The organism is Bradyrhizobium sp. CAR08 (genome assembly GCF_052871955.1).
Window position 1 is genome coordinate 502,438 of sequence record NZ_JBIXJX010000002.1, and the last position, 26,984, is coordinate 529,421.

At 64.3% G+C, this 26,984-nt stretch carries 31 protein-coding genes; 14 read left to right on the plus strand and 17 right to left on the minus strand.

The genetic code is table 11. The features are described from left to right. From ACIPUD_RS06135 to ACIPUD_RS06145, 3 genes are read right to left on the minus strand one after another with little or no spacing between them, the layout of a single operon-like run. Positions 1 to 1,122: an HD-GYP domain-containing protein gene (locus tag ACIPUD_RS06135; RefSeq protein WP_247394927.1), complete on the minus strand. Its 1,122-nt coding sequence runs from the start codon at positions 1,120 to 1,122 to the stop codon at positions 1 to 3. Positions 1,123 to 1,172: 50 nt separating this feature from the next. Next, a complete protein-coding gene (locus ACIPUD_RS06140) occupies positions 1,173 to 1,493 on the minus strand; it encodes a PilZ domain-containing protein (RefSeq protein ID WP_085353016.1) in 321 nt (106 codons plus the stop codon). Next, positions 1,490 to 2,587: a DUF2336 domain-containing protein gene (locus tag ACIPUD_RS06145; protein WP_446480258.1), complete on the minus strand. Its 1,098-nt coding sequence runs from the start codon at positions 2,585 to 2,587 to the stop codon at positions 1,490 to 1,492. Before ACIPUD_RS06145 ends, ACIPUD_RS06140 begins: the two co-directional genes overlap by 4 nt. A gap of 296 nt (positions 2,588 to 2,883) precedes the next feature. On the opposite strand from ACIPUD_RS06145, the gene ACIPUD_RS06150 reads away from it, so the two are divergent. Beyond that, the gene (locus ACIPUD_RS06150; protein WP_446480259.1) at positions 2,884 to 3,831 is read left to right on the plus strand and encodes a helix-turn-helix domain-containing protein; all 948 of its coding nucleotides are present in this window, start codon (positions 2,884 to 2,886) and stop codon (positions 3,829 to 3,831) included. 51 nt (positions 3,832 to 3,882) lie between these two features. Next, positions 3,883 to 4,473: an NADPH-dependent FMN reductase gene (locus tag ACIPUD_RS06155; RefSeq protein WP_446480260.1), complete on the plus strand. Its 591-nt coding sequence runs from the start codon at positions 3,883 to 3,885 to the stop codon at positions 4,471 to 4,473. 4 nt (positions 4,474 to 4,477) lie between these two features. Here the strand turns inward: ACIPUD_RS06155 and ACIPUD_RS06160 are convergent, their stop codons facing one another. After that, complete coding sequence (locus tag ACIPUD_RS06160) at positions 4,478 to 6,559, minus strand: methyl-accepting chemotaxis protein (protein WP_377830389.1); 2,082 nt, start codon at positions 6,557 to 6,559, stop codon at positions 4,478 to 4,480. A gap of 87 nt (positions 6,560 to 6,646) precedes the next feature. Continuing rightward, the gene (locus tag ACIPUD_RS06165) at positions 6,647 to 7,087 is read right to left on the minus strand and encodes a DUF1810 domain-containing protein (RefSeq protein ID WP_018454555.1); all 441 of its coding nucleotides are present in this window, start codon (positions 7,085 to 7,087) and stop codon (positions 6,647 to 6,649) included. A 212-nt stretch (positions 7,088 to 7,299) separates the two neighbouring features. Here ACIPUD_RS06165 and ACIPUD_RS06170 point away from each other — a divergent pair, with 212 nt between their 5' ends. The 3 genes from ACIPUD_RS06170 to ACIPUD_RS06180 all read left to right on the plus strand — a co-directional run bounded on the left by ACIPUD_RS06170 (position 7,300) and on the right by ACIPUD_RS06180 (position 9,833). Next, on the plus strand, positions 7,300 to 8,250 hold the full coding sequence (locus tag ACIPUD_RS06170; RefSeq protein ID WP_085354381.1) for a DUF2778 domain-containing protein: 951 nt from the start codon (positions 7,300 to 7,302) through the stop codon (positions 8,248 to 8,250). 79 nt (positions 8,251 to 8,329) lie between these two features. Continuing rightward, positions 8,330 to 8,587, plus strand: coding sequence for a hypothetical protein (locus ACIPUD_RS06175; RefSeq protein WP_007609546.1), 258 nt, complete (start codon positions 8,330 to 8,332; stop codon positions 8,585 to 8,587). Between the two features lie 154 nt (positions 8,588 to 8,741). Further along, positions 8,742 to 9,833, plus strand: a complete 1,092-nt coding sequence (locus tag ACIPUD_RS06180) for a TRAP transporter substrate-binding protein (protein ID WP_018454553.1) — start codon at positions 8,742 to 8,744, stop codon at positions 9,831 to 9,833. Positions 9,834 to 9,988: 155 nt separating this feature from the next. Here the strand turns inward: ACIPUD_RS06180 and ACIPUD_RS06185 are convergent, their stop codons facing one another. The 6 genes from ACIPUD_RS06185 to ACIPUD_RS06210 form a co-directional block, all read right to left on the minus strand. Continuing rightward, positions 9,989 to 10,771 carry an ABC transporter ATP-binding protein gene (locus ACIPUD_RS06185; RefSeq protein ID WP_018454552.1) on the minus strand — a complete coding sequence of 261 codons (783 nt, stop codon included), beginning with the start codon at positions 10,769 to 10,771 and terminating at the stop codon, positions 9,989 to 9,991. Continuing rightward, positions 10,759 to 11,814 (minus strand): dihydrodipicolinate synthase family protein, encoded by a 1,056-nt coding sequence (locus tag ACIPUD_RS06190; RefSeq protein WP_247394912.1) that lies wholly within the window; start codon positions 11,812 to 11,814, stop codon positions 10,759 to 10,761. The genes ACIPUD_RS06185 and ACIPUD_RS06190 overlap by 13 nt, the downstream gene beginning before the upstream one ends. Positions 11,815 to 11,820: 6 nt before the next feature. Continuing rightward, a complete protein-coding gene (locus ACIPUD_RS06195) occupies positions 11,821 to 12,642 on the minus strand; it encodes a GNAT family N-acetyltransferase (protein ID WP_247395246.1) in 822 nt (273 codons plus the stop codon). After that, complete coding sequence (locus ACIPUD_RS06200) at positions 12,629 to 13,666, minus strand: NAD-dependent epimerase/dehydratase family protein (protein WP_247395245.1); 1,038 nt, start codon at positions 13,664 to 13,666, stop codon at positions 12,629 to 12,631. Before ACIPUD_RS06200 ends, ACIPUD_RS06195 begins: the two co-directional genes overlap by 14 nt. Positions 13,667 to 13,684: 18 nt before the next feature. Then, a complete protein-coding gene (locus ACIPUD_RS06205) occupies positions 13,685 to 14,455 on the minus strand; it encodes an ABC transporter permease (RefSeq protein ID WP_026232760.1) in 771 nt (256 codons plus the stop codon). Between the two features lie 84 nt (positions 14,456 to 14,539). Then, positions 14,540 to 15,187: a TetR/AcrR family transcriptional regulator gene (locus tag ACIPUD_RS06210; RefSeq protein WP_018454547.1), complete on the minus strand. Its 648-nt coding sequence runs from the start codon at positions 15,185 to 15,187 to the stop codon at positions 14,540 to 14,542. Positions 15,188 to 15,287: 100 nt separating this feature from the next. On the opposite strand from ACIPUD_RS06210, the gene ACIPUD_RS06215 reads away from it, so the two are divergent. The 5 genes from ACIPUD_RS06215 (at position 15,288) to ACIPUD_RS06235 (ending at position 18,749) form a co-directional block, all read left to right on the plus strand. Next, the gene (locus ACIPUD_RS06215) at positions 15,288 to 16,304 is read left to right on the plus strand and encodes an ABC transporter substrate-binding protein (protein ID WP_247368631.1); all 1,017 of its coding nucleotides are present in this window, start codon (positions 15,288 to 15,290) and stop codon (positions 16,302 to 16,304) included. Between the two features lie 273 nt (positions 16,305 to 16,577). After that, the gene (gene minC, locus ACIPUD_RS06220) at positions 16,578 to 17,276 is read left to right on the plus strand and encodes a septum site-determining protein MinC (protein WP_247368629.1); all 699 of its coding nucleotides are present in this window, start codon (positions 16,578 to 16,580) and stop codon (positions 17,274 to 17,276) included. Between the two features lie 19 nt (positions 17,277 to 17,295). Then, positions 17,296 to 18,111, plus strand: coding sequence for a septum site-determining protein MinD (gene minD, locus ACIPUD_RS06225; protein WP_007591740.1), 816 nt, complete (start codon positions 17,296 to 17,298; stop codon positions 18,109 to 18,111). Then, positions 18,108 to 18,389, plus strand: coding sequence for a cell division topological specificity factor MinE (gene minE / locus ACIPUD_RS06230; RefSeq protein WP_007591739.1), 282 nt, complete (start codon positions 18,108 to 18,110; stop codon positions 18,387 to 18,389). Before minD ends, minE begins: the two co-directional genes overlap by 4 nt. Before the next feature lie 174 nt (positions 18,390 to 18,563). Continuing rightward, positions 18,564 to 18,749 (plus strand): hypothetical protein, encoded by a 186-nt coding sequence (locus tag ACIPUD_RS06235; RefSeq protein ID WP_018454544.1) that lies wholly within the window; start codon positions 18,564 to 18,566, stop codon positions 18,747 to 18,749. Positions 18,750 to 18,762: 13 nt separating this feature from the next. Here ACIPUD_RS06235 and ACIPUD_RS06240 read toward each other — a convergent pair whose 3' ends face one another. The 4 genes from ACIPUD_RS06240 to ACIPUD_RS06255 form a co-directional block, all read right to left on the minus strand. Continuing rightward, a complete protein-coding gene (locus tag ACIPUD_RS06240) occupies positions 18,763 to 19,014 on the minus strand; it encodes a hypothetical protein (RefSeq protein ID WP_018454543.1) in 252 nt (83 codons plus the stop codon). Between the two features lie 109 nt (positions 19,015 to 19,123). Further along, positions 19,124 to 19,513, minus strand: coding sequence for a hypothetical protein (locus ACIPUD_RS06245; protein ID WP_247370936.1), 390 nt, complete (start codon positions 19,511 to 19,513; stop codon positions 19,124 to 19,126). Between the two features lie 92 nt (positions 19,514 to 19,605). Then, positions 19,606 to 19,836 carry a DUF6894 family protein gene (locus tag ACIPUD_RS06250; RefSeq protein WP_007591727.1) on the minus strand — a complete coding sequence of 77 codons (231 nt, stop codon included), beginning with the start codon at positions 19,834 to 19,836 and terminating at the stop codon, positions 19,606 to 19,608. A gap of 377 nt (positions 19,837 to 20,213) precedes the next feature. Then, positions 20,214 to 21,236 (minus strand): hypothetical protein, encoded by a 1,023-nt coding sequence (locus ACIPUD_RS06255; RefSeq protein WP_446480261.1) that lies wholly within the window; start codon positions 21,234 to 21,236, stop codon positions 20,214 to 20,216. A 366-nt stretch (positions 21,237 to 21,602) separates the two neighbouring features. Between ACIPUD_RS06255 and ACIPUD_RS06260 the strand changes: the two genes are divergently transcribed. Beyond that, positions 21,603 to 22,220 (plus strand): L,D-transpeptidase, encoded by a 618-nt coding sequence (locus ACIPUD_RS06260; protein ID WP_446480262.1) that lies wholly within the window; start codon positions 21,603 to 21,605, stop codon positions 22,218 to 22,220. Between the two features lie 7 nt (positions 22,221 to 22,227). On the opposite strand, the gene ACIPUD_RS06265 is transcribed toward ACIPUD_RS06260, so the two are convergent. Together ACIPUD_RS06265 and ACIPUD_RS06270 are read right to left on the minus strand one after the other, a co-directional pair. Beyond that, entirely contained in the window at positions 22,228 to 22,656 is a 429-nt protein-coding gene (locus ACIPUD_RS06265) for a COG4315 family predicted lipoprotein (RefSeq protein ID WP_018454539.1), read from the minus strand. A gap of 179 nt (positions 22,657 to 22,835) precedes the next feature. Continuing rightward, positions 22,836 to 23,300, minus strand: coding sequence for a MarR family winged helix-turn-helix transcriptional regulator (locus ACIPUD_RS06270; protein ID WP_247370942.1), 465 nt, complete (start codon positions 23,298 to 23,300; stop codon positions 22,836 to 22,838). A gap of 103 nt (positions 23,301 to 23,403) precedes the next feature. Here ACIPUD_RS06270 and ACIPUD_RS06275 point away from each other — a divergent pair, with 103 nt between their 5' ends. The 3 genes from ACIPUD_RS06275 (at position 23,404) to ACIPUD_RS06285 (ending at position 26,934) form a co-directional block, all read left to right on the plus strand. Next, positions 23,404 to 25,326 (plus strand): FAD-binding monooxygenase, encoded by a 1,923-nt coding sequence (locus ACIPUD_RS06275; RefSeq protein WP_446480263.1) that lies wholly within the window; start codon positions 23,404 to 23,406, stop codon positions 25,324 to 25,326. Positions 25,327 to 25,494: 168 nt separating this feature from the next. Next, positions 25,495 to 26,481 carry an SH3 domain-containing protein gene (locus ACIPUD_RS06280; RefSeq protein ID WP_247395241.1) on the plus strand — a complete coding sequence of 329 codons (987 nt, stop codon included), beginning with the start codon at positions 25,495 to 25,497 and terminating at the stop codon, positions 26,479 to 26,481. 174 nt (positions 26,482 to 26,655) lie between these two features. After that, positions 26,656 to 26,934: a hypothetical protein gene (locus tag ACIPUD_RS06285; RefSeq protein WP_446480264.1), complete on the plus strand. Its 279-nt coding sequence runs from the start codon at positions 26,656 to 26,658 to the stop codon at positions 26,932 to 26,934. The last annotated feature ends 50 nt before the right edge of the window (positions 26,935 to 26,984 follow it).

Here is a 26,984-nt window from a genome sequence, read left to right on the forward strand (position 1 = left end):
TTACCTCGTGAGAGCGACCTGCCTGAACGCGGTCAGCAGCGCCTTCTCCAACTTTCCGCTCATCCCGCATAGGATGTCATAGGCTTCGCTGCGTGGCAGCGTCGGCTTGTAGTGCCGATACTCGATCAGGGCCGCGAAGATGTCCGAGATCGTGAGAATCCGCACGATGTCGCCAATACTCTCGGCCCCGAGTGCATCCGGATAGCCGCTGCCGTCAAGAAATTCGTGATGATGCCGCACGGCATCGAGGATCTCCGGTGAGATATTGTCGTGGTCTTTCAGGAAATCGTAACCCGCAATCGGGTGAGTCTCGATCATGGCACGTTCGGCCGGATCGAGACGGCCGGGCTTGTCGAGGATGGCAAGCGGGATCCGGGCCTTGCCGAGGTCGTGGAACATGGCCGCCGAATACAGCCGCTCGAGATCGGCGCGGCCCACACCGAGACTCAGCCCGAAGTCGATCGCAACGCCGGTCACGAGCAGGCAGTGCTGGTAGGTTCCCTCGTGGTGGCGCCGCACAGTGGTGAGCCACTCGGACAAGCCATGCTGGGTGATGCGATCAGCGATCTTGCGGCCGGCTTCCTTCGTGCCGTCGACATCGATGGGCTCGCCGAGCGCGACGGCCGTGAACATCGACGCGATCGCCGTCGCCGCGGCCTCGACGGCATTGTCCTGCTGCGGCTCCTGACCTGAGGAAGCAGACGCCTCTTCGGCGGAATCAGCCAGCGCTGCCAGCAGCTTGATCTTGTCGATCGTCCCGGGAAGGACGAGCGTGGCCCCGAGCGCGTAGGCCTGCGAGATACTCACGTGAGAGGGGTGCTCGACCAGGAAGATGCGCTTCGTTGCCTTTGCGAACTTTATGGCTCGTTTCTTGATGGCCGCGATGGTGTGGACGTCACGCAATTCCGCACGGATGACGATCGCGAACGGCATCTGGGACAGCTTGGCTTCTGCGTCGAGCCGTTCGCCTGCGACGGCAAACCGTTGCTCGAGAATCGAACAGACGCTCGACAATTTTTCCGAGGAGTCAGCCAGCACATGCACGAATGGGCGTGCCGCTTCCTTCTCTCGGATGCCGCCGTCGCCTTTGACGGGGCGGGATATAGTTCGCGCGTTCTGCAAGGTTGACCTGAATCATGCTGGAGTTGGATCGGGCTGATGAATCCTTGGGCCTATTTGCTCTGAGCGGCAGCCTGCACAGCGGCTGCCGGTTTCTTCTTGCCGTCTGCGGTGACGAAGTGCACGCCGGCCGTGGTGCCGTCGATCCAGACCAGTTCGCAGCGCCGGTAGGCGAGCCCCGTCGAGGACAGCAGCAGGAAGAATTCCTTGGCCTGGAGCACGTCGAGCGTGCCCTCGACCTCGATCTTTGCACCGCTTTGCGATATGTCGAGCAAAACGCAACTGCGCCGCCAAGTGCCGTCCGAGCCCATTAGATTGACAGGCTGCTTGTGATCCATTTTTACGCGCATCGCTTTGCGACCGTCGAACTTCATCGGCTAACCCCCATCTTCGGGCTGCCATTTCCCGGGTCGCCTGTGCTGGCGTTTGCTACTATTTGCCCCCATCGCACTGTCCATTGGCTGGTGGACAGAAGCAGCGTCTCGAAGATCCGTTGCGCGCGCTCGCGCTCGGAATAGGAGAGCCTTTTTCCGCTGCGGTTGCTCAGGATGGTAAGGGTGGTCTGCCAGTTTAGCCGCGACGCCCGGCACGCCATGACCAGCCCCTCGCAATCGTCATCGCTCGCGACATGCTCGATAATTTCGAGCGGCGCCCCTGAAAGCACCGAGAGCGCCGTGAATAAATTGGCCGTCTCGCCGCGGATCGCAAAGCGGTTCACCGTGGAATCGTTGAGCTTGCCGATGCGGTTGAGGGCGACGATCTCGGGCCTCGCGCCCGCGTAGTCGGCCCGGCAAGGCCGCTTTGGCGGAGCCGGCTCCGCTTCCGGCACCGGCGCTGCGGCGGACGGGGCGGGTGCCTTCCGGGCTGGTGGGGCGGAGAGCAGCTTGCGCACGACCAGATCGGGCGTGCCGGGCCGGAGCACCAGCGCCTTCGCGATCTCGCCGTCCTGGTCGGCCTTGGCAATTAGCGCTGCATAGGCTGCGTCGGAGAATTTCGTTCCCTGGTTCTTGATCAGGTCAAGGCAGATCAGGCCGCCGTGCTTGATCAGCGCCTCAGTCACCGTCGGCGCGATGTCGCTGCGCGCGGCGATCGCGCGTCGATGCCACTCGCCACGGGAGTCAATGACAGCCTCGAGATCGGCTGCGGAAAGTGCACGCGACTTGAGCAACACAGGACATGCCACGTCCGGACTATCGTGCGAGGCGAGACGCCACAATGTTTCGGGAGGCGCGATGTCAAGTTCCGCGAGCGCCGTGCTGAGCTGAACCAGTGCGCTGGCCTCGACCCGTTCCGTCAATCGCAGCAGAACACCGTCGACCACGTTGACGAGCAATTCCCGGCACTGGCCGCGGCTGCCAGTGAGCAACTGCACCATGCCGGCGAGAATGCGTGCGCAACGGTGCGGTGGGTAGGTTGCGACCACCTCTTCCAATTCAGCAAGAATATCAGCAGGCGAATTTGCCATCATGGCAGGGGCCTGACCTAAAATTAATTTGGACTATCGAACTGCACCTATTCCGCCCGACAGACGTTAATTTGAAGTTTGGATTTTGCTCGTCTAGGTATATCTGCACCGCTGGCTACACGGAAAACGCTATCGAAAATTGGCGAGATTTGATGCGCCGCCTTGTCCTTGGACTTCGACGCTCGCCAACTGGTCGGCATAGTTCGAAGTGATTCTTTCAGACTTAAGGCACACGGAGCGCAGAAGCGGGCCGGCATCGTCGCCGGACGCGTGTGTTGCGACGCGAAGTTCACATTGCCATGAATAGAAGTGATGATCCGCCGACGCTGGCGCCAAAGGTATTTCGCTTCACCGACGTCGATGAATTTCGAAACGCCATACGAGGGCTCGACTTCGAGTTCACGCCTTTTGTACGGAGGATTTCGGCCGAGCAGAGTATTCTGTCGCTACCCGGCTGCGACGTGAATTTGACGCGGGCATTTCCGCGGGTCGTCGACGCACAGCTCGTCGAGAATTGTACCGCGATCGGATTCACGATGGACGATTTGGACGTGACCGTTCGATTCAACGGCGCGCGGCGTATACGATCCGTTATCGTCATCGGCAGCGGCGGCGCGGCTTACACCATCATCGAGGAGGTGCAGCGGCAAATCGCCTCGGTGGTGTTCAGGCCGGAGGTGACGGATCGCGGCTGGCCACAAGCAACCCTCTGCTTCAACATCTTCGAAACGACCGCTGCGGGCTTGAGCCGGCTTCGCGGTGTGGTCCGGGAAGTCTTGGAAGCCGCGTCGGAGCCCGTCGCCTCGCCCGACTTGCCGCTGAAGGCGGCCGGCATGAAGGAGACCCTGCTCGGCGCTGTGGACGCAATTTTCGAAAGTATCGTTCCCGCGCGATGGACCCTGCGCCCCAATGACGAGCGCAACTTCAAAGTCTTTCAGGACATCCGCGCGCTGCTTTCCGACGACCTCTCGCTGCCCATCTACAGCGACGAGATCGCGCGCAAACTCGGCTTGTCCGTTCGCACCATGCACGACGTCGCCCGCCGCTATCGTGGAATGAGCCTGCACCGCTACTTGCGCCTGCGGCGGCTGTGGCTGGTGCGTCAGCGGCTGCTCGCGGGTGCCGATAGTGTCAAGGCCGTCGCGCTGGCGTTCGGCTTCTGGCATCTCGGCGACTTCTCCAGAAGCTATCGCGACCAGTTCGGCGAGACACCGTCGCAAACGCTTGAATCCGGACGGCGAACTTAGCGCGTCAAAACGTTGAGGGCCGGCCTGATGATCCGTGCTAGACTGCTGCCCATGAGCAATCGCATTCTCGTCCTCTACGGTTCCTACCGTTCCGACCGCATGGGCATACGCCTGGCGAATTTCGTCATCGATCGCCTGCGCGCCCGCGGCGACGACGTCGTGTTTATCGACGCCAAGGCGATCGGCCTGCCGATGCTCGATCGCATGTACAAGGAATACCCCAAGGGCTCCGCACCCGAGGCGCTGGAGAAGCTCGCCGGAGAGATCCGCGGCGCCGATGGTTTCGTCTTCGTCACCGGCGAATACAATTGGGGCATCCAGCCGGGCCTGAAGAATCTTACCGACCACTTCCTCGAGGAGTGGTTCTGGCGCCCAGCCGCGATCGTGAGCTACTCGGCCGGCCGCCTGTCCGGCGCGCGTGCCTCGACCGCCTGGCATGGCACGTTGTCGGAGATGGGCATGGTGGTGGTGTCGAGCACCATCGGCGTCGGCCCGATCGCACAGACGCTGTCGGAAGCGGGTGAACCGATCGGCGAGGGCGGCAAGGCGCTGGAACGCTCGTTCCCGCGCTTCGCCGACGATCTCGTATGGTGGATCGAGGCGGCCAAGGCGCAGCGGGCGCGCAAGGCGCCGCCGTACTAAGCCCTTACGCCGACCTGACCTCACCGAGGAAGCGGTCGAACTGTCCGGCGAGATCGCGTGACTGGGACGAGAGCTGCTCGGCTGCGCCCAGCACCTCCCGCGCGGCCGTACCGGTGTCGTCGGCGGCGCGCTGCACGCCTGAAATGTTGGTGTTGACCTCCTGGGTGCCGCGCGCGGCTTCCTGGACGCTGCGGGCGATCTCCTTGGTCGCCGAGCCCTGTTCCTCGATCGCGGCCGCGATCGCGGTGCCGATCTGGTCGATCTCGCCGATGACGTCGGCGACGTTGCGGATCGCGGTGACGGTCTCGTCGCTCGCGGCCTGGATCGCCGAAATCTGCTCGGAGATTTCGGTGGTGGCCTTGGCGGTCTGGCCCGCCAGCGATTTCACCTCGGCAGCAACTACCGCGAAGCCGCGGCCGGCGTCGCCGGCGCGGGCGGCCTCGATGGTCGCGTTCAACGCCAGCAAATTGGTCTGCTCGGCGATGCTCTGGATCAGCGTGACGACGTCGCCGATCTTCTGCGCGCCCTCGGCCAGCGCACGGGCGGTGTCGCCGGTGCGGCGGGCGTTGTCGACGGCGCGGGCCGCGATCTCGGTGGACTGGGCCACTTGACGGCCGATCTCCGAAATCGAAGAGGTCAGCTCCTCGGTGGCGCTCGCGACCGTCTGCACGTTGCTCGATGTCTGCTGTGAGGCGGCGGCGACGACGGCGGCCTGGCTGTTGGTCTGGGCAGCCGTCGAGGTCATCGACTGCGCCGTGCTTTCCATGGTGGCTGAAGCGCGGGACAAGCCGCCGACGAGCTCGGTGACCTTGGCTTCGAACGCGCGGGTGATCCCGTCGAGCGCCTGTGCGCGGCGCATCTTGCCGTCGTTCTCGGCCTGCTTCTCCGCCGCGAGGCTGTCGGCCCGGATCATGTTGTCCTTGAAGACCCGGACCGCCGCGGCCATGGCACCGATTTCGTCGGAACGCTCGGCGCCGGGAATCTCTTCCGTGACCTCGCCTTCGGCAAGCCGCGACATCCGCGTCGTCAGGTTGACGATCGGGGCGCAGACGCGGCGGCGGACCGTGACGATGAGGCCGGCGCTGGCGATCAGCACGGCGAGGAGGCCCGCGAGTGCGATGGTGAAGCTGGTGTGGGCCGCAGTGGAGGCACCGGCGAGAATCTGCTCGGCGTTGTCGTAGAAGGCGTCGCGGACCTCGATAATGGTGCTGAGGCCGCGCTGCGTGGCGGTGTAATAGGTGTCCATGTCGTGTTCGTACTTGCCGCTGACCGCACCCTCCTTCACCAGCTTGAGCTCGCGGCCGAACTCTTCGATGTAGATCGCGTTGAATTTCTCCAGCGCGGCGGCGACGTTCGCCGGCGTTGCGGGATTGCCGCGCAACTCCAGCAGCGACATCACGATCTGATCGTTGCGGCCCTGCGAGCGGCTGATCTCGGCCTTCTCGGCATCGGTCGCCGGTTTCTTGCCGCCGACGAGATTCTTGTGCAGGCTGGAGTTGAAGCCGCCCACGTCGCGCAATGTCATCGCGATGTTGGCGTAGCTTGCCTGCCGGTAGGCATCGCCGTTGAGGATCGCCATGCGGCGAACCTGCTCGTTGAGCAGCGCGGTCACGCCGGCGTTGAGCACGGCGTTGTCGGCGACGATCTTCTTGGCGGCATCCTTGCGCGCCTCCGGCGGGCCTGCCATCGCCTTGTCGATGGCTTCGCGCAGCGCCGTGAACTTCGAATTGATGGCGTCGATGTTGCCGCCGGTGGTGTTGCCGTCATCGAACGGGCCGGGCAGGTCCTTGCGCAGCGCGTTCATCCTGTCGCGGGCGGCATCGGTCTGCTTGCGCAGCTTGTCCTGCTCGGCAAGCAGCGCCGGGTCGACCGCGGGAGGGCCATAGAGGATGTTGGTGGAAAAGCCGCGCTCGGGATTGAGGTAGCGCGGGATGTCGCTGACGGCGCGGACGATCGCCAGCCGCCCCTGCGCTTCGGTGATCCGTTCCATCGTCTGGTATTTCGTCACGGCGACGTAGACGGCGAGGCCGCCGCCCACTGTCGAGAGCGAGACGATGGCGGTGGTCAGGAGCGTACCGATTTTCATGATTCTGTCCGGCAACTGGCGCGGGAAATTATTTGCACGGACAATAGGCAGGCGATGTTAATCCCGGGTTTACGCTGGTGGCTGCGGTCACTTGGGCTGTCGGTCAAGGGCCGCGAGGATATCGAGCGTTGCCTGATCGCGCTTGTCCGAAAAATACCGGGCGAGCGCCTCGTCGAAAACGGGTTCATCGGACACCGCGTCGAACAGCGTCATCGACGAGCGGAATTTGGCATCATCGGGCGCGCCGAGGATGGCGTTGATGGTCCGGCCCTCGACGGCGAGCACGAGCCGCGTGCATTCGATCAGGCGCGGACCGAGGATGGGGTGGGCGAGATAGGCCTGGGCCTCGGCGCGGGAGGTGATGGCGTAGCGCTGGGACATGGCGCTGAAGCCGAGACCGGCGACCTGCGGGAAGACGAACCACATCCAGTGGCTCTGCTTTCGGCCCCGGGTCAGCTCCCCCTGGACGTCGCCATAGACCGGGTCCTGGGCCCGGACAAAGCGCTCTAGATCGAACGGATCGGTCATAAGATACCTTGGGATACCCTGGAATGGCTTGCCGGGGCCCTTGCCGGCCGCGATTATGCCTAACTTTTGGCTCCCAATGTGGTAGCTGGTAGAGAATCTCCGGGTGGGGGTGGGTCCCCCCGGGGGTCGATTTTGGGGATCTGATGGTTTCCGACCGGGCACGAGCCGAGGGGCTATTGTCGCGCCGCCGTATTGGGCGAGCCGAGACGATATTGCTGTCTCTGGCCGCCGTCGCGCTGGCACTGGGCGCTGCCGCCTGGGTCGCGGATATCGGCGGTTCGGCCTCGCTGGTCACCGCCGCACTGCCGCCGGCCAATGCGCCTTCGTTCGATGATCGATTCGCTTCGGCTTCCAGCAGTCCGCCCGCCCGCGAGCTCGGCCTGCGAACGCTGGAGCGCTCCGCGGTCAATGCAGTCCAGCTCAAATTGCGCGATGCCAAGGCGATGCTCGCCCAGAAGCTCCAGGGCGACGACTGGCGCTCGACCCTGACCGATGACGACCGGCATATGTCCGAGGAGACGAGACAATCGCAGCGTGCTGACGCCATCCCGATGCCGCGCTCGCGCCCGCCCCAGGCGGACATCTCCGCCCAGATTGCCTCAAGCCAAGCTTATGCCGAGACCAACCCCCGTGTCGACAACCGCAATTTCTTCGAAAAATTCACCGACAAGATCAGGCTGGCCTCGCTGACGCCCGACAGCGGCCTGTTCGGCAAGGCGCCGGATCTCGCCGCGCTTGGCTACGATTCGCGCACCGCGGTCTACGACATCTCGGCCAAGGCGCTTTACCTGCCGAGCGGCATCGCGCTGGAAGCGCATTCCGGCATGGGCGCGCTGATGGACGACCCGGAGCACGTCGACCAGCGCATGGTTGGCGCGACCCCGCCTGCGACCTACGACCTGAAGCCGCGCGAAAAACTGTTTCACGGCGTCCGCGCACTGCGCTTGACGCCCGCCGAGGGCACCAGCGCGCTCGGCCGCGTCGGCCTGCTCACCCACAATTACATGCTCGGGCCTCGTGGCGACTCCAACGGCTGCGTTTCGATCAAGGACTATGATCGATTCATGAAAGCCTACGACAACGGTGAGTTCAACCGTCTGGTCGTGGTGCCGAGGCTGACCCCATCGGCGACCGCCTCGCAGCGCGCGAGCACCGAGTCCTGATATCTGCTCCGGATATTGGCCTGCTACGGCGGGGCTGCCGTTTTCCTTTCGTTAAGCCGTCATCGTCCAGAAGCAGCCCATGAGTGATCCGCAAAGTTCCGAGACCCCGCTGCGCACGACGTTCAAGATCAAGCTGAACGGCGACACGCTGGCGATCGCGACCGTCGGCCAGGCCTATCAATTCCTCACCAATTTCAAATCGGTCGAGTGGATGGAATTCCGCTCGCTGCATGAAGACGCGGTCGCGGCGCTCGAAGGCGCCGCCGAGAACGCCATGCTTGTGGTGCAGGCGACCAACGCCGTGCGCGCGCTGTTTGTGAGCGCCAAGCTGCTCTGAGAGCGACACGGGAAATTTGGGAAGATTCCCGGATTGCGCCGCGCTCCATCCGGGCTACCGCTCACTAGTTGAACTCCGCTATAGCAACAGGCCATGGTCTGCGAAGATCGCGCTCAAGCCGATACGTTGAAACATAGTTCAGGGAGAGACCATCATGAAACGCCGTACATTCCTCAAGGGCGGCGCGGTTGCCGGCGCGACGACGCTGGTTGCCGCACCTGCGATCGCGCAAAGCGCGCCCGAGATCAAATGGCGCCTGACCTCGAGCTTCCCGAAGTCGCTGGACACTATCTACGGCACCGCTCAGACTTTTGCGAAATATGTTGCCGAGGCCACCGACAACAAATTCCAGATCCAGACCTTCGCGGCCGGCGAGCTCGTTCCCGGCCTGCAGGCGCTCGATGCGGTCAGCACCGCTTCTGTCGACATGGCGCAGACCCCGCTCTATTTCTACATCGGCAAGGAGCCGGCGCTGGCCTATGCCACCGGCGCGCCGTTCGGCATGAACCATCGCCATCAGGAATCCTGGTGGCATTTCGGCGGCGGCGCCGACCTCACCAACGAGGCGCTGAAGCCGTTCAAGGCGCACGCCATCCTCTGCGGCAATTCCGGCACCCAGATGGGCGGCTGGTTCCGCAAGGAGATCAAGACCGTCGACGATCTCAAGGGCCTGAAATTCCGCATCGCCGGCATGGGTGGTCATGTGCTGGCGCGGCTCGGCGTGGTCCCGCAGCAGATCGCGGGCGGCGACATCTATCCGGCGCTGGAGAAGGGCACGATCGACGCAGTCGAATTCGTCGGCCCCTATGACGACGAGAAGCTCGGCTTCCAGAAGGTCGCCAAATATTACTACTTCCCCGGCTGGTGGGAAGGCGGCGCCATGCTGCACATGATCGTCAACGACGAGAAGTGGGCGTCGCTGCCGAAGCAGTACCAGGCGATCGTCAACCAGGCCGCGTCGGCCGCGGGCGCCTGGATGCTCGAGAAATACGACAGCGTGAATCCGGCGGCGCTGAAGCGGCTGATCGCCAATGGCGCGGAGCTGAAGGCGTTTCCGCAGCCGGTGCTGGAGGCCTGCTACACCGCGACCCAGGACCATCTGAACGAGCTCGCCATCAAGAGCGACCTGTTCAAGCGCACCAAGGAAAGCCACGACGCCTATATGAAGGAGCTGCTGTTCTACACGCAGATCGCGGAGAATTTTTACGACAATTATCTGCTCGGCAAGATGCGCAACAAGGCTTGATCGCGCAAACTCCCGTAGGGTGGGCAAAGGCGCACTTGCGCCGTGCCCACCACTGCTTGCTTGCCTCGCCATGGTGGGCACGCTTCCTCCTTCGCTCTTCGAGCTACGGCGGACAAGTCGCTTTGCCCACCCTACAGCATCTATCGTGCGGTGAATTAAGCCGCGCCCAAACCCAGCTTCTCGTAAATCCGCCGCGCATAGGCGCCGAACGCGTCCGTCGTTTTCAGCGGCAGAGCCCGTGGGAAGGGCAGGTCGATGGGGAAATAATCGGCCATCTTCGCAGGTCCGGCCGTCAGCACGGCGCAGTGCGAGGACAGGAACACGGCCTCCTGGATCGAGTGCGTGATGAAGATGATGGTCTTGCCGCTCTCGCGCCAGATCCGCAGCATCTCCAGATTCATCTGCTCGCGCGTCAAGGCGTCGAGCGCGCCGAACGGCTCGTCCATCAGGATCAGTTTCGGGTCGTGAATGAAGGCGCGCGCGATGGCGGTGCGCTGCTGCATGCCGCCGGACAGCTCGCGCGGATATTTCTGCTCGTAGCCGGCAAGACCCACCAGATTGAGCAGATCGCGCGCCCGCTCGCGCGCGGCCTTCATCGGAAGACCGACGATCTCTGCCGGCAGCAGCACGTTGTCCAGGATGGTCCGCCATTTCAGCAGCAACGCCTGCTGGAACACCATGCCAATGTCGCGGGTCGGATCGAACGGGCTTTTGGCGTTGCCGATCTTCACCGTGCCGCCGTCGGCGTCGTGCAAGCCGGCCAAAATCTTCATCACGGTGGTCTTGCCGCAGCCGGACGGGCCGACCAGCGAGACCAGCTCACCCTCCTGCACGTCCATGGTGACGTCGGACACCGCGAGGAATTCGGCGCCGCCGCTGCGATAGACCTTGCGGACGCCGTGCAGGCTGATGAAGGGGCTTGAGCTCATGCCAGCCATTTATCCAAGTTTGCGGCCACGAACGCGTCGTCGCTGAGGTCGGAATGCTCGCGGTACACGCGCTCGATCTCGTCCTTCTGGCCGGGGCTCAGGCCCTCGTTCGGATCGAGGCACCACAGGCCCTGCATCAGGCCCTGCCGTCGCAGCACCTCATGGCAGCCGGCGATGCAGCCGTGAAAATCGTTGGCGACGTCGAAGAAGGCGCTGTTGCAATCGGTGACGCGGGCATCGAGCGCGAGCAAATCGGCCGGCACGCTGTCCTTGTGCCGTGCCGCTTTGCAGCGCTCGAACTGTTTGATCGCGCTCGCCGTCCACACCGACCAGTGGCCGAGCAGGCCGCCTTTGAAATAAGTGCGCGTGGTGACGCCGTTGTCGCGGAGGTCGAACGGCAGCATCAAATCGAGCAGGATGTGGTCATCATTGCCGGTATAGAGCGCAACGCGGTCGAGCGCGCCGGCTGCTGCGACGCCGCGCAAAACATCAAGGGTCCGGTAGCGGTTGAACGGCGCGATCTTGATCGCGATGACATTGTCGATCGAGGCAAAGCGCTGCCAGAACCGGCTCGACAGGACCACGCCGCCGACCGCCGGCTGAAGATAGAAGCCGACCAGCGGAATTTCGGCTGCGACCGCTGCGCAATGCGCGATGATCTCGTCCTCCGACGCGCCCTTCATCGCAGCGAGACTGAGGAGCCCTGCGTGATAGCCGATGTCGCGCGCGGTGCGGGCTTCAGCGGTGGCCTGCCTAGTCGGACCGGCGAGGCCCGCGACCAGCGCCAGCGGACGCTTGGTCCAGTTCGCCGCCGTCTCGGCGGCGAGTTCGAGCACGGGACGATAGAGGCCGACGTCACGGATCGCGAACTGCGTGGTGTGCACGCCGACCGCAAGGCCGCCGGAGCCGGCGTCGATGTAATAGCGCGTCAGCGCGCGCTGGTGCTTTTTGTCGAGCTGGCGTTCGGCGGTGAGCGCGAGGGGATGCGCCGGCAGGACGGTGCCGTCGGCGATCAGCTTGCGGATCTCGCTGTTGATCTGGCTGTGGTGCATGATGTCCTATCCGAATTCAGGGCCGGCGACGGCGAATGGCATGTCTTCCCCTGCGGCAGTGGCGGGGCCGAACCGCATGCGCTGGAACGGCCGTTCGATGCTCCAGCCCGATGCGGTCAATGCTTCAGGGAACGCGGCGTGCGACGCGACGGCATCGAGCAGCAGCGGCCCGGTCTCCAATCGCGCGATTACCTCGACCAGGGTCAGCGCGGCTGCGGTGTCGTCGGCAAACAGCGGGCCGATATGGCGCGCGGTACGTCCGTCGCGCACCAACGCGATGGCGCCGTTCGCGGCGACGATGCGCGAGCCGGAACGCTGCGCGAAGTTGGAGAGCAGGGCGGTTCGATCGAGGCCCGTGGCGCGCCGGTCGCGCGCGCGGAGCGCGTCGAGCGTCGCGGATGAAGGTGCCTGCCCGGACGCGGATGCCGATTTCACCAGCTTGAGCCGGCGCAATTGCAGGGTCGGCGTGAACCCGAGCGGCCCATAGACGGCAGCACCGTCCGGGGTTGCGTCGAGCCAGCTCGTCAGGCCGCGTTTGCGCGCCATCGCCAGGCAGGCATCGACGAGCCGCGTGGCGAGACCGCGCCGGCGATGGCTTGCCGTCACCAGCACCATGCTGATCCAGGCGTTGTCGCCCGGGTAGGGCAGGAGCGCCGCGGTCGCGACCAGTTGCGCGCCATCACGGATGCCGAACGCGACGCCGTCGCTCAAGAAAAACCGCCAGTCGTCTTCATTCTGGTTCCAGTGCGCCTCTGTCGAGAGCGCGAGGCCCGCCGCAGCATCCTCGACGCCAAGCCGGATGATGCGCGGATCGTCAGTAGCGTCCATCGCGCACCTCGTATTTGGTGGGCTTGCCGAGGCTCGGCATGGCGCGCGACACCCAATCCGCCGTCCAGGCGATCAGCTGCTCGGTGTCGACGACCGGCAGGCCGAAAAGCTCGACTGCCTTGGACGTGTCGGTCAGCCACGCGGTCGGCTCTTCGTTTCCTGTCAGCACCGGCATACGGCCGAACCTGGCGCCGAATCTTGCTGCGAGGTCGCGCACCGCCAAAATCTCGTGGCCGCTGACATTGATCGGCGAGGTCGGCGCTGTGCAATGCGCGAGGCAGCGCAGCGCCTGCGATGAGGCATCGCCCTGCCAGATGAAATTGACATGACCGATGCTGAGGTCGATCGGCGTGCCCGTGAGCACTTTCAAGGCGATGTCGTGCAGCACGCCATAGCGCATGTCGATCGCGTAGTTGAGGCGGAATAGCCGCCCGGGCGTTCCGAACTTGCGCGAAAAATACTCGAACATGCGCTCGCGGCCCACGCAGGACTGGGCGTACTCGCCGGGCGGGTTCGGCGCCATGTCCTCGCCCGATCCTTTGCCGTCGACGGGGACGAACGGATAGATGCAGCCGGTCGAGAACGCCACGATCCGCGACGAGGGGAAGGCCTGCGCGATCAGTGCCGGCACGTGCGCATTCATCGCCCAGGTCAGCGAGAGATCGCCCTCAGCGCCGAATTTGCGGCCGGCCATGAAGACAATGTTGGGCGCCTTCGGCAGCGCCTGAATCGCGGTCTCGTCCATTAGGTCGCAATTGATAGTCTCGACGCCACGCGCGTGCAGCCAGTCCTTGACGCCGGCGTCGCTGAAGCGGGCGACGCCGATGACACGGCGATCGGGCGCTGCGGCCTTGGCAAGCCCCGCCAGCGTCGGCCCCATCTTGCCGGCGACGCCGAGGATCATGATGTCGCCGTCGACCGGGGCGAGGTCGTCGATCAATGCCTGGGTCGGCCGGCACAGGAGATCGTCGAGCGCAGCGATATCAGGGATGGTCTTCGGCAGGTTCTGGCGGGTGAGGAGCATGGTTTTGGTCCTTGATCTTCAAGTTTGTCTTGCGTCGCCGACGACGAAGATGCGTTCGAGGACGAGCACGAAGCCGTAAAGCGCGACGCCGAGCAGGGTGAGCAGCACGACGGCCATCACCATCGCGGGCGTGTCGAGCGACGACTGCACCTGGATCATGAGGTAGCCGAGCCCGCGCTCGGAGGCGATGAACTCGCCGACTATGGCGCCGGCGACCGCGAGGATGGCGCCGACCTTCATTCCGGAGAAGATGTAAGGCAGCGATCCCGGCAGCTGGATCTTGCGGAACAGCGTCCAGCGCGAGCCGCGCAGCGATTTGACGAGGTCGAGCAGATCCGGCTCGACCTCGCGCAAGCCCCGCGCGGTGGTGAGCAGGATCGGGAAGAAGCAGATGCTGAAGGCGATCAGGATGTTCGGCACGATGCCGTAGGAGAACCAGACGATGAGGAGCGGACCGAGCGCGACCTTCGGGATCATGTTCAGCGTCACGAACAGCGGCAGCAGCACGAGGCTGATCAGCGGCGCCCAGCTGAAGATGACGGCCAGCGTCACGCCGACGAAGGCGCCGAGCGCAAAGCCGCCGAGGATCTCGATCGCCGTCACCAGCGTATTGGCGCCCCAGGCGTAGCTCGCGGTTCCCAGCGTCTGGATTGTCGCGAGCGGCGAGGGCAGGATGAACTTCGGGACGTGGAAGGCATCGACCAGCACCTGCCAGAGCACCAGCACGGCGAAGTGCACGATCAGGACGATCGCAAAGCTGCGCGTATTGCGGGCGCCGTCTCCTGTCACCGGTTGCTCCCTGTTGTCAGCGGCCACCTTGCCGCTGGTCGCAAGCCTAGCCGTCCCGGAGGGAAGTTTCAACCAGTTGGTTGATTATGGCCGGAGCGAATGCAGCACGAGATCGGCGACGTGCCGGCGGCGGGCGCGGCGCGCGGCCCGGCTCGACAGGTCCTTGCCGAAGATCGCCGACAGCGTCGGCGTGTTGGAGAGATAGAAATAGCTGAGGCCCGCGATGGAGATATAGAGCTGGATCGGGTCGATCCCCTTGCGGAACATGCCGGCGCGGACGCCTTCGTGAAGGATGTGGGACACGCTCTTCACCAGCGGCGAATGCATCGCCTCCAGCCGCGTCGAGCCGCGGACGTGGCGGGCACCGCCGCGGTTCTCGTCGTTCAGAAGCACGATGAAATCGGGGTTCGTCGCGAGGTAATCGAACGAGGCCTCGATCAGTTTCCGGATCGCCTTTCCCGGCGGCAGGCCTTCGAGATTGAGCTGACGTTCCTGCTCGCGGATATCGGCGTAAACCCATTCGAGCACGGCGAGATAGAGCGCGTCCTTGTCGCCGAAATAATGGTAGACGAGCTGCTTGTTGACACCGGCGCGCTCTGCGATCTCGTCGACGCGGGCGCCGGCAAAGCCGTGCCGGGCGAACTCCTCGCGCGCCGCGGTGAGCAGCTTCTTGCGTGTGGCGACCGGGTCGCGCCGCTGCGGCACGGTGTCGCCTGAACGTTTTGCGGGCATTTCCAACCAAACAGTTGACAAGTTGAGGGCGGCCTTGTTGCATTGGTATCCTCACGGGGGGAGAGCGACAAGCCGGTCGCGGGCAACGAGGAGAGATGCGATGAAGCGTTTGCAGGCGGCGGGCTCGGCCCTGGCTGTGGCCCTGATGCTCGGATCACCAGTCGTGCCCGCGAACGCGGGCGAGGCGGTCAATCTGATCCTGAACTGGGCGCCGACGGCCGATCACTCGCCCTATTATTACGCCAAGGCGCAAGGCTGGTACGAGAAAGCGGGCATCGATCTGACCATCGAGGTCGGCAAGGGCTCCGGCGTCTCCGCCGCCAAGGTCGGCTCCGGCGGCTCGCCCTTCGGCGTCGCCGATCTCGCCACCATGCTGGTGGCGAAGAGCAAGGGGGCTGACGCTGTTGCCGTGATGAGCGTCTACGCCAACACCGGCCAGACCTTCTACTGGTTGAAGAGCTACGGCGTGAACGGGGTGAAGGATTTTGCCGGCCACAAGATCGGCAATCCGCCCGGGGACGCCTCGCGTGTGATGTGGCCGGCCTTCGCCAAGGCTGCAGGGCTTGCGCCCGACTCCGTCGGCTTCGTCAATGTCGGGCCGACGGCGAAGATCGCCGCGCTCAAGAGCCATACAGTCGACATCATCAGCGACTTCTACAACGAGCACGATTTGAAGGTGATCGAGTTCGGAAGCGATCTCGGCTACGTCAATTGGAAGGACATCGGGCTCAATCCTTACGGCAATTCGCTGATCGTCAACGGTGGCTATTTGCAGAAGAACCCGAAGCTGGTCGAGGAGTTCGTGCGGGTCACGCAAAAGGCCTTCGCGACTTGCGTCGCCGACGCCGCGCCCTGCCTGAAGGCGCTGCTCGATCAGGTCTCCGGTCTCGACAAGGAGAACCAGGAGCGCCAGTGGGAGCGCATCAAGTTCCTGATGACGGACGAATTCACGACGACGAAGGCACTCGGCTGGATCGACGGCGAGCGGATGAAGAAGGACTACGATCTGGTCCAGACCTATCTCGGCATGGAGAAGCCGTTCGACGTCACGACAGCGTTCACGACCAAGATGCTGGACCCCGCCATCAAGATGGATGCGAGCAAGGTGAAGAAGTAGGGGGCTGGTCGCCGCGCCGGCCCCACATTCCGCTGTCATGCCCCGGCTTGACCGGGGCATCCAGTACGCCGCAGCCTTTCGGCTGACCCGCAACCGTCTCGGAGTACTGGATCGCCCGCCTTCGCGGGCGATGACCGTTGTGCGGGGCGAGAGCGCCTGCTCAACGCCCTTGGTGCGCTTCCATGCCACGTAACCCCACGGAGAAATTAACCGGCCATTAACCATATCGGCGGCATCGTTAACCATTCAATAACAGGGGACGAGTCGGCCGCTATGGAGGCTGCAGTAAAACCTCAACGCCAAATGGTTCGCCTGCGCGGGCGCTCCTATGTGGCCTTCGTCTTCGTGCCGACGGTTCCCATCCAGGACTGGCTGCAGGAGATCGACACCACCATCGCGCGCTCGCCGGGCTTCTTCGCCGGCCGCCCCGTGGTGATCGACCTGTCCTCGGTCGATCTCAGCCAGTCCGGCATCGGCCATCTGCTCACCAGCCTTCAGGACCGCAACATCCGCGTGCTCGGGATCGAGGGCGTGGAGGAGGGCCGGTTGAACCCCATGATGCCGCCGCTGCTTTCGGGCGGGCGCAGCTGCGTGGTCGAGCCGAGTGCGCCCAAGAAGGTCGAGGCAAAGGTCGAGACCAAGCCGACCTCGCTGCTGCTCGAGACCCCCGTGCGGTCGGGCCAGACCGTGATCTTCCCCGAAGGCGACGTCACCATTTTGGGTTCGGTCGGCTCCGGCGCCGAGGTCGTCGCCGGCGGCTCCATTCACATCTACGGCGCGCTGCGCGGCCGCGCCATGGCGGGCGTGAACGGTCACACGAGCGCGCGCATCTATTGTCAGAAGATCGAGGCCGAACTGCTTGCAATCGATGGTTTTTACCAGACCGCCGACGATATCGACGCGGCCCTGCGCGGCAAGCCGGCCCAGGCCTGGCTGCAGGGCAACACCATGCGAATTACTGCGCTGAACTGACCAGAAGGAGATTTGAGAGATGGCCAAGGTACTGGTCGTGACGTCAGGCAAGGGGGGCGTCGGAAAGACCACGACGACCGCCGCACTGGGGGCTGCGCTCGCGCAGCGCGGCGAAAAGGTCGTCGTCGTCGATTTCGACGTCGGCTTGCGCAACCTCGACCTCGTGATGGGCGCCGAACGCCGCGTCGTGTTCGACCTCATCAACGTGGTGCAGGGCGTCGCAAAGCTGCCGCAGGCCCTGATCAAGGACAAGCGGCTGGAGAACCTCTGGCTGCTGCCGGCCTCGCAAACCCGCGACAAGGACGCGCTGACCGAAGAGGGCGTGGGCAAGGTCATCGACGATCTGCGCAGCCGTTTCGACTGGGTGATCTGCGACAGTCCGGCCGGCATCGAGCGCGGCGCCTCCATGGCGATGCGCTTTGCCGACGAAGCCGTGATCGTCACCAATCCCGAAGTCTCCTCGGTGCGCGATTCCGATCGCATCATCGGCATGCTCGATTCCAAGACGGTGCGGGCCGAGAAGGGCGAGCGGGTCGAGAAGCACATTCTCATCACCCGCTATGATCCCTCGCGCGCCGCGCGCGGCGAGATGCTGACCATCGAGGACATCCTCGAAATTCTTGCAACACCTTTGCTCGGCATCATCCCCGAGAGCCAGGACGTGCTGCGCGCCTCCAACGTCGGCACGCCCGTGACGCTGTCGAACGCGGAAGGCGCCCCGGCGCGGGCCTATATCGATGCGGCGCGGCGGCTCTGCGGCGACACCGTGCCGATGCAGGTGCCGACCGAGCGCAAAGGCTTCATGGACCGCCTGCTGCGACGGAGGGCCGCATGAGCATGGGTCTGCTTCGGCTTCTCCGCGGCAACAAGGCCTCTGCACCCGTCGCGCGCGAACGGTTGCAGATCCTGCTTGCCCATGAACGCGGACTGCGCGGCCAGCCCGATCTGCTCGGTGTGCTGCGTGAGGAAATTCTCGCGGTCGTCTCCAGGCACGTCACGCTGGACCCGACCAAGGTCATTGTCCGGCTCGATCGCGGCGACGAGGTCTCGACCCTCGAGGTCGATATCGAGGTGCCCAACGATTTCGAGCGCAAGCGCGCGGCGGCCGGCTAGGGACCTCAGCCGCGACGCTTCAAATTGGGGTGGGTGAAAAGGCGGTCCGCTGGGCATAGCGGGCCGCCTTTGCGCGCCGACATGAACGCTACGGAACGAGGTCCGGGGCTCAATCGTTGTGAAAAACCCGCGGCGGCGCGATGCACCGCGGTTTCGTCAAACGGGAGAACGCCCATGATGACCGAGGTCCAGGTCCACACCGTCGCGCGCCAGATGCTGGAACAGCATGGTTTTGCTGCGATCGCGAAGGCCGCCGAACAGGCCAGGGCTTGTGAGGGCCGCGGCGAGGCCGACGAGGCCAAAGAGTGGCGTCACATCGCGGACGCGATGAAGATCATCCGCGGTCCGCACCAGAGCTGACACTCCCCCGCGTTCAACGCTCCCCGCGGTCAGCGCCCTGCGGCGAAGTGCGATTCTGTGTCTGCGGCTGGGAGCGCTCGCCCGTCTCCTTGCAGGGGAGCGGCTCCCACGAGCCATCCGGCGCCTGCTGATAAGCGCTACACGACGAAGACGAGGTCGATTTGTCCTCGCCCTTCTGGGCATTGGAATTCTTCGCCAGCACGGGCGCAGTCAGCATCGGTGCGACGGCAAACGCGACCGCGAGAAGGACATGGTTGATCCGCATGGGGCTCCCCTGTTCGAGTTCGAAAAGAGCCGCATGCTGGCGAGAAATGTGACGATTATTGGCCGAAGCAAAAATTCCGGCGCGGCGTGCTTAACGCCGCGCGATCACGCTAGCCGCCCTTGCTGCGGATCAGGCCGGCGAGGTTGGTCTTCTGGGCCTCGCACCAGCCGTGCATGCCGAGGCGGCGTTGGTTGAGGTCGGTCGCCTGGGTGGCCACCGCGACCTCGGCCATCAGATCGTCGTCCTGCTTCTCGCCCATCTTGCCACCCGTGTGCATCCAGGCGATCGCCTTGCGGACCTTCTCGGTGGTGCCTTCGGGCAACTGCATCTGCTCCGCCTTCTGCACCAGATCCTGGTAGGCGATATCGGTGCCCGGACATTCGACCTTGGCGGCGAAGGCCTGCAAGACCAACGTGACATAGGTCGAACGTGGATGGTCGGCCGCTTGAGCGGGCGCGGCCAGCAGCAACAGGGCCGTCATCAGAAAACCAGTGCGCATCCTTGGTACCTCCCCGAATTTTCGGGAAGGCTAGCGGCTGCCGCGCCGCTCCGCAATGGGGATGGCGTGCGCCCGCGAAGCCGGCCGGCGAGCTAGCGCCGCCAGGCCGGCACCGGATCCAGCGGCGTGCGATAGACCTCTTTGTGATCGCGGTCGGTGACGCGCACAGCGCAACCCTTGCTTTGCAGCTCGGGCTTCACCTGCGACAGCTCGGTAGCCAGTTGAACGGCGCGATCGGAGGCGACCTCGATGTCTTCGAGGATGATACCGCCCTGGTTCTTGAACTCTTCACCAACCACGAGATCGAAGGAATAGTAGGGCATCCGAATTCCCCGGTGTGACGAATTGAGCTTCGGGTGGACGTTTCAACACATGACCGATGGTACCACTGAGTCGATGTTTATCGAATGAACGGCGCGCGCAATCTCTATGCTTATGGCGCAGAAATGATGTGCAGCATTCAAGCGTGTTAAGATTTTATTAAATATGTCGGCGTGATCATGAGGCATGGAATTGCAGCAGAACCGGGCTCCGGGAACCGGCAGCTGCAAGAGAAGGCCGCCGGCATAGATCCCGACGGCCTTTTCTCTTGATGGAAAACGATCGAAGCTCGCTTCCCGTAGTCATCCGGATTCAACGCATCACATCGACTCGGGCAGCATCGTTGGCGCGACGCTTCGTGTCGTCGCGTGACGATGGTTCAGCGCAGCGGCATTGGCGGGCGCACGACAGGTCCGTCGTCGTCGGCAACGGCTTGCGTCGTCATGGCAGCGGGCGGTGGGGCTGCGGCAGCCTGCGAGGCCGGCGGCGGCGGAGCGAGCGGCGCCGGCGAATAAGCCGGCATGTAGGTGTGCGACACGACCGGCTTCGGTTTGCGAACCGGCGGCGCCGCGGGCCGCGGCGGTAGCGCGGACATTTGCGCGCGCGGATCGACGCGCGGCTTCGTATCGGCCACCGGCTTCGGCGCGGGCGGCTTCGCCATCTCGCGTGCCATCTGCTCCTGCCCGGCCTTCAACTCGGCGATGTTGGCCTTGAGCTGCTCGATCTGTTGCGCCATCGCGGTGAGATCGCGCGTCATCGACTGCACCGATTGTACAGGATCGGGTTGTGTTGCCGGGGGCACTGCTGCTGCAAGCTGGGTTGCAGGCGGAGCCGCAGATTGATCGGCCGCTTGATCCGTTGTGGCTTGATCCGTTGCGGCCTGGTCCGCAGGCGGCGCAGCCTGTGCGGCGGCGAGCGGTGCGGTCTGCGAGGTCGAAGGCAGCAGCGACGCCAATGCCGGGGTCCATTCGGCGAGCATCTGTCTTGCGGTGTCGCCATGTTTCTGCCAGGCGACAGTGGCGGCCGCGCTTCCGCCCGCAAACAGCATCGTGACGAACGCGCCGCGCAGCCATTTGCCAGCGGAGGAGCGCTTCTGCCGGCTGAGACCATCACCGGCCGCAACGCGCACGGCGGTGTCGACCGAGGGCGCTGCCGGCTGCGGCTCCGCGACGGGACTGAACTTCGGCTCCGGATTCATTCTGGGCTTCAGCAGGAACGCCGGATCTATTTTGGGTTCCGGACGGGTCGTGATCTCAGGCGCGAGCGCGGGCGCAACGCTGAGAGGGCGCGAGGCCAGCAAAATGTCAGGCGAAATCTGCACCGCGTCGTGCGGGTCGTTGTTCGTGACCGTGTCCTTCACGATCTCATCGACGATTTGCCGAGAGTTCAGCGTCGCGAGCATCGCAGCTCCTTTGAAGCCTGGGTGTTTTGAAGCCCCAGGTGTTGAGTATTGAGGTATCGGTCGTTCGCATTGGCGCGAGCAGATCCGTTGAGGTGGGCCCATCCAAATCCCCAAATCCGATGAGGCCCAAGCACCATGACCCACGAGTCCAGCCGGGTTTGACCAAAGCAAGGCGAGGGGATGGAGACTGTGCGACGCTCTTGCGCCGTTTGTGGTGATGGAACCCGCCTCAGACAACACGCGTAATTGTTCCACAATGCCTTGTTTTCAGCACGATTTTGGCAGCATCTGGTGTTGCTGGGGGCGCTGCTATCGCTATCGGGGCCGGCGGTGCCAAGATCCTTATTCGTTCTACTCGTCCTTGCCATGCTTCCGTTGGGCGGCTGCATGCAGACGACGCTTTCGCCATTGACGGACGCGAGCATGACGACCCGCGACCGGCAGTTGCTGGCGCATACGCCTTACGCGCAAGCAAACGTGCCCGAGCAATATCTCCGTCATATCGTCGATTATCCGCGCAAGGAGCAGCCGGGCACGATCCTGGTCGATACCGATGCGCGCTATCTCTATTTCGTGCTGCCCGAAGGCAAGGCGATCCGCTACGGCGTCGCGGTCGGCGAGGAGGCCATGGCGTTCTCCGGAGTCGCGCGGGTCGGTCGTCTAGCGGAATGGCCGGATTGGGTTCCGACGGCGGACATCCAGGCGCGGCTCGGACCCTATCCGGCGCGCGTGCCCGGCGGTCCCGCCAATCCGCTGGGGGCTCGCGGCATCTATCTCTATGCCGGCAACAAGGACACGCTCTACCGCATCCACGGCACCAACCAGCCGGAATATATCGGGCAGGCGATCTCGTCCGGATGCATCCGGATGCGCAACGAGGACGTGATCGATCTCTATGACCGGGTGAAGCTCAACTCAATGGTCGTGGTGCTGCCGCCCGGACAGAACGCGCAAGTCGAGGCGCGGCCCAGCTGGCGCGGGTGAGGTCGCCCTAGTTCTCGGGACGGGCGACGCGCCATTGCAGCGTCGTGGCATTGCCATTGGCCTCGCCCGGCGCCTTGTCGGCCGGCGAGGTGTAGAGCGGACGATAGCGATAGGCCCACATCTTGCTGCCGTCGTTACGGTTGATCACGGTGAAGTCGCCGACCGCTTTGGCATCGGCCGTTGCGGGCAGCGGCACCCAGCTCTCGACGCATTTCCCGTTGCAGTTCGACGTCTTGCCGGTGGTATCGCGCTCGTAATAGTAGAGCGTCATGCCGTTGAGGTCCACGAGCGTGGGGCCCTGCTTGGTCAGGATGACTTTCGCCGGTGACGTCGCGGGCTTCGGCGGCGGAGGGGCATCGCCGCCGCCATGGCCATTCGCGAGCGCCGGAGCGGTCGAGAGCGCGATCGCCGCCGCCGCAATGAGGAACCTGAACATCCGAAACTCCAGATCGGCAAAGTTAATCGCGCGTTAAACGCCGAATGCCGTCGACCGTAACAGCCGAAGGTTAGTTCCTGGTTTCGCGATACTGCGACAATGAGGGGTAGAATTACGGGGCTTTCTGTCTTGGCACGTTTTCTTGACGCGAAGCGGTATCCACCTCGCTCGAAAACGCTCTATGCCTGCACTCCGCGCAGCGGGGCGCGGCTGAGTTCGTTGCCGGCGGCGATCGCCTTGTGCAGGAGGCGCATCAGATCCTCACCTTCCTTCGCGCTGAGGCCACGCAGCATGATGCGTTGCGCGGATTCGACGGCCGGCGTGATCTTGCGCAGCGTGCGGCGGCCTTCGTCGGTGATCTCGAGCTCGCGGGCACGGCGGTCGCGGCGCGAGGCGCGGCGCTCCGCGAGCCCCTTCTGCACGAGCCGGTCGATCACGCCGGTGATGGTGGTGCGGTCGTAGGCGATCAATCCCGCGAGCGTCACCTGGTCGAGCCCCGGATTGGCCTTGATGGTCGCGAGCGCGGCGTATTGCACCGGCGTGAGGTCGAAGCCGGCATCCCCGACCTCGGCCAAAAACACCGCGACCGCGATCTGCTGGAATCGGCGCGCCAGATGTCCGGGCATGTCGTTGTTGTCTTTCACCGAATTTCTCCGTTGGGGCGGGACGGCCGGGATCGTTGACAAGTATACTGATAGTCAGCATACTGAGCAATATCCAAGCAGAACATCGGCGGGAGAGGTGCTCATGCAATTCCATCTCAATGGATTTCAGCCGGGCGACCCCGAAATCGCCGATCCCGCCGCGCGCATTCAGCCTTCTGGCGCAACGGGGGGCGTGCCCGAAGAGGTCGATGTCCTCATCGTCGGCTGTGGCCCTGCGGGCCTGACGCTTGCGGCCCAGCTTGCGCAGTTTGCCGACATCAAGACCTGCATCGTCGAGCAGAAGCCGGGCCGCTTGCTGGTCGGGCAGGCCGACGGCATCGCATGCCGCACCATGGAGATGTTCCACGCCTTCGGATTCAGCGAGCGCGTCCTGAAGGAAGCCTGTTGGGTGAACGAGACGACATTCTGGAAGCCGGACGAGCGGGTGCCGGAACATATCGTCCGCAGCGGCCGGGTGCAGGACGTCGAGGACGGTTTGTCGGAATTCCCGCACGTTATTCTCAACCAGGCGCGCATCCATGACGGCTTTCTCGACGTCATGCGCAAGGCGCCGGGCAGGCTCGAGCCCCATTACAGTCGGCGCCTGCTCGACCTTCAGGTCGATCCGGCCGCGGGTCCCGCCGACCATGCCGTGACGGCGCGGCTCGAACGGGTCGATGCCGAGAACGAGGGCAAGGTCGAGACGATCAAGGCGCGCTATGTCGTCGGCTGCGACGGCGCCCGCAGCACGGTGCGCAAATCGATCGGTCGCGAGTTGCTCGGCGATTCCGCCAATCATGCCTGGGGCGTGATGGACGTGCTGGCGGTGACCGATTTTCCCGACATCCGCTTCAAGGCCCTGATTCAGTCGGCGAAGGACGGTAGCCTGCTGATCATTCCGCGCGAGGGCGGCTACATGGTCCGCCTCTATGTCGAGCTCGCCAAGCTCGACATCGGCGAGCGCGTCGCCAATCGCAATATCACCGCCGACGACGTGATCGCGAAAGCGCAGCGGATCCTGAAGCCGCATACGCTCGATGTGAAGGAGATCGCGTGGTGGTCGGTCTACGAGATCGGCCAGCGCCTGACCGACAAGTTCGACGACGTGCCGGAGACCGAGATGGCTACGCGTCTGCCGCGGATATTCATCGCCGGCGATGCCTGCCACACCCACAGCCCGAAGGCGGGGCAGGGCATGAACGTCTCGATGCAGGACGCTTTCAATCTCGGCTGGAAGCTCGCTGCCGTTTTGCGGAAGCAGTCTGCGCCGAGCCTGCTGCATTCCTATTCGGCCGAGCGCCAGGCGGTTGCTGAAGAGCTGATCGATTTCGACCGGGAATGGGCGGGGATTCTTGCGTCCGCCGCCAAGGCCGGCGGCGCCGACGCCGCCAGGACGCAGGACTATTTCGTGAGGCACGGTCGCTACACCGCGGGCACGGCGACGCATTACCGCCCGTCGGTTCTGACGGGAGCGACGTCCCACCAGCATCTCGCGCAAGGCCTCGTCATCGGCACGCGATTTCATTCCGCACCGGTGATCCGGCTTGCGGATGCCAAGCCGGTGCATCTCGGTCACGCTGCGCAGGCGGATGGCCGCTTCCGCATCTACGCTTTCTCCGGCGCTGAGGATCCCGCAGCAACCGGATCGGCCGTTCGCGCCTTGTGCAATTTTCTCTCCGATGCGCGGGAGTCGCCGGTCCGGCGTTACACCCCCGCGGTCGCCGACATCGATAGCGTGATCGACCTGCGGGCGGTCTTCCAGCAGGATCATCGCGAGCTCGCTCTCGAGGCGATGCCTGCGCTGCTGCTGCCGCGCAAGGGCCGCTACGGCCTGATCGACTACGAGAAGATGTTCTGTCCGGACCTCAAGAATGGTCAGGACGTTTTCACCATGCGCGGCATTGACCGCAAGGCGGGCTGCATGGTCGTGGTGCGGCCGGATCAGTATGTCGCGACCGTGCTGCCGCTCGATGATTTTGCTGCGCTTGCTGCGTACTTCGACGGCTTCATGCTGCAAGTGAACTGACGGGCCGGCGGCGCACACGTAGGCTCTCTCTGCGCGCGGTGTCGATGAACGGCGAATGAATATTGAACCGCGCGCGGCATCCGTCTCGATCTTTCGACGAATGAGACCTTCGTACCCGGAACGCCCGTTCCGCTGGCGCGTTCCGACTCGAAAGAGGAGGACTCCGCCATGAAATTCCGAAGCGTGTTGTTAGCCGCATTGCTGATCGCCCCGACCGCCGCGCTGGCCGCACCGGGCATGGTCACCGTCTCGACCGGCCTGCGCGCCGGGCCGGGTTCGGGCTTTCCCCTGGTCGATCGCATCCCCGAGGGCGCCCGCGTCGACATCCATGGTTGCCTGCGCGGCAACGCCTGGTGCGACGTGAGCTTCTCGGATGACCGTGGCTGGGTGTCGTCGCAATATCTCGAATATCTCTATCGCAATCACTACGTCTATCTCCCTGACTATGTCGACGAGGTCGACGTGCCGATCGTCCCCTTCGTGCTGACCTCGTACTGGTCGAGCTATTATCAGGGGCGGCCCTGGTATCGGCGGCATGCTCACTGGAATAGCTACTGGACTTCGCATCAGCGCGACGCGACGCGGATGACGATCGATCCACGCGCGGCTCGCATCGGCCGCGCGGCAACGCGCGATGCGGCGGTCGCACTCGGGCGCAACGGCGCGAATGCCAAGGAAAGTGTCAAGGGCGCGGCCGCGGTCTCCGGCCGTGATGCCGCAACTTCACGGCACGACGCCGCCATCGCCAGGCACGAGACGCCGGTGACGACGGACCGGAGCCGTGCGGGACGAGCTGACCGCATCGCGCATGAGCGGACCAATCTGCAGAGCCGCAATCCGCGGGACGCTCAGGCCCGCATCATGCACGAGCAGGCCGCACACCGCGCGGCTCTGCGTGCGCAGCCGATGGCGCGGCCACATGAGGCGCCGCGCGTATCAGCCGCTCCCGCAAGCCGGCCCGCGATGCCGCATGTGGCTCAGCCGAACGTCGGCCACGGTTCGCCGATGAACGCTCATGCCCAAATGCCTGCGCCGCGCGCGGCTGCGCCTGCGATGCCTCACGGCGGTGGCGGCGGCGCACCTCACATCAACGCCGCGCCGCACGGCGGCGGTGCCCCGGCCGGCGGTCCCGGTGGCGGGCACCAAAAGCACTAAAGTTGCCAACGAAAGCCCGGCCCTCGCGCCGGGCTTTCTGTTTGGGCAGGAACGGGTTCCCTGCCCATACAATTTAAGAAGCTTCTTCGCGGGCAGATTTCATCGATCGTAATATGTCTACTCAAAGCTGTAAGCATTCCACTCGGGGCAGCGGGGCACGGGAGGATGACGACGATGAGACAGAACCAGGCGGAGACGCGCCGCCACAATGTCGCCAAGCGGTCGATGACCAAGGAAGCCAAGCAGCTGTCCGGCCTGATTGCCGGATTGCGCCAATCTCTCGAGGTGATTCAAAAGGAGCGATCGAGCACCAAACTCTCCGGCGCCGAGATGGGCCTTCTCAACGAACGCCGCAACAATTTGTTGCTGACCATCGCAGCTCTCGACGACCGCCTCTCGGCGGTGCAGGGGCTGATCGATCTTGGCCGTCCCCATATCATTCGCGTCCACTGATCGGAGCGCTGACCTGATGCTATCGGCTTCGTCGCGGCGGCGACGGAACC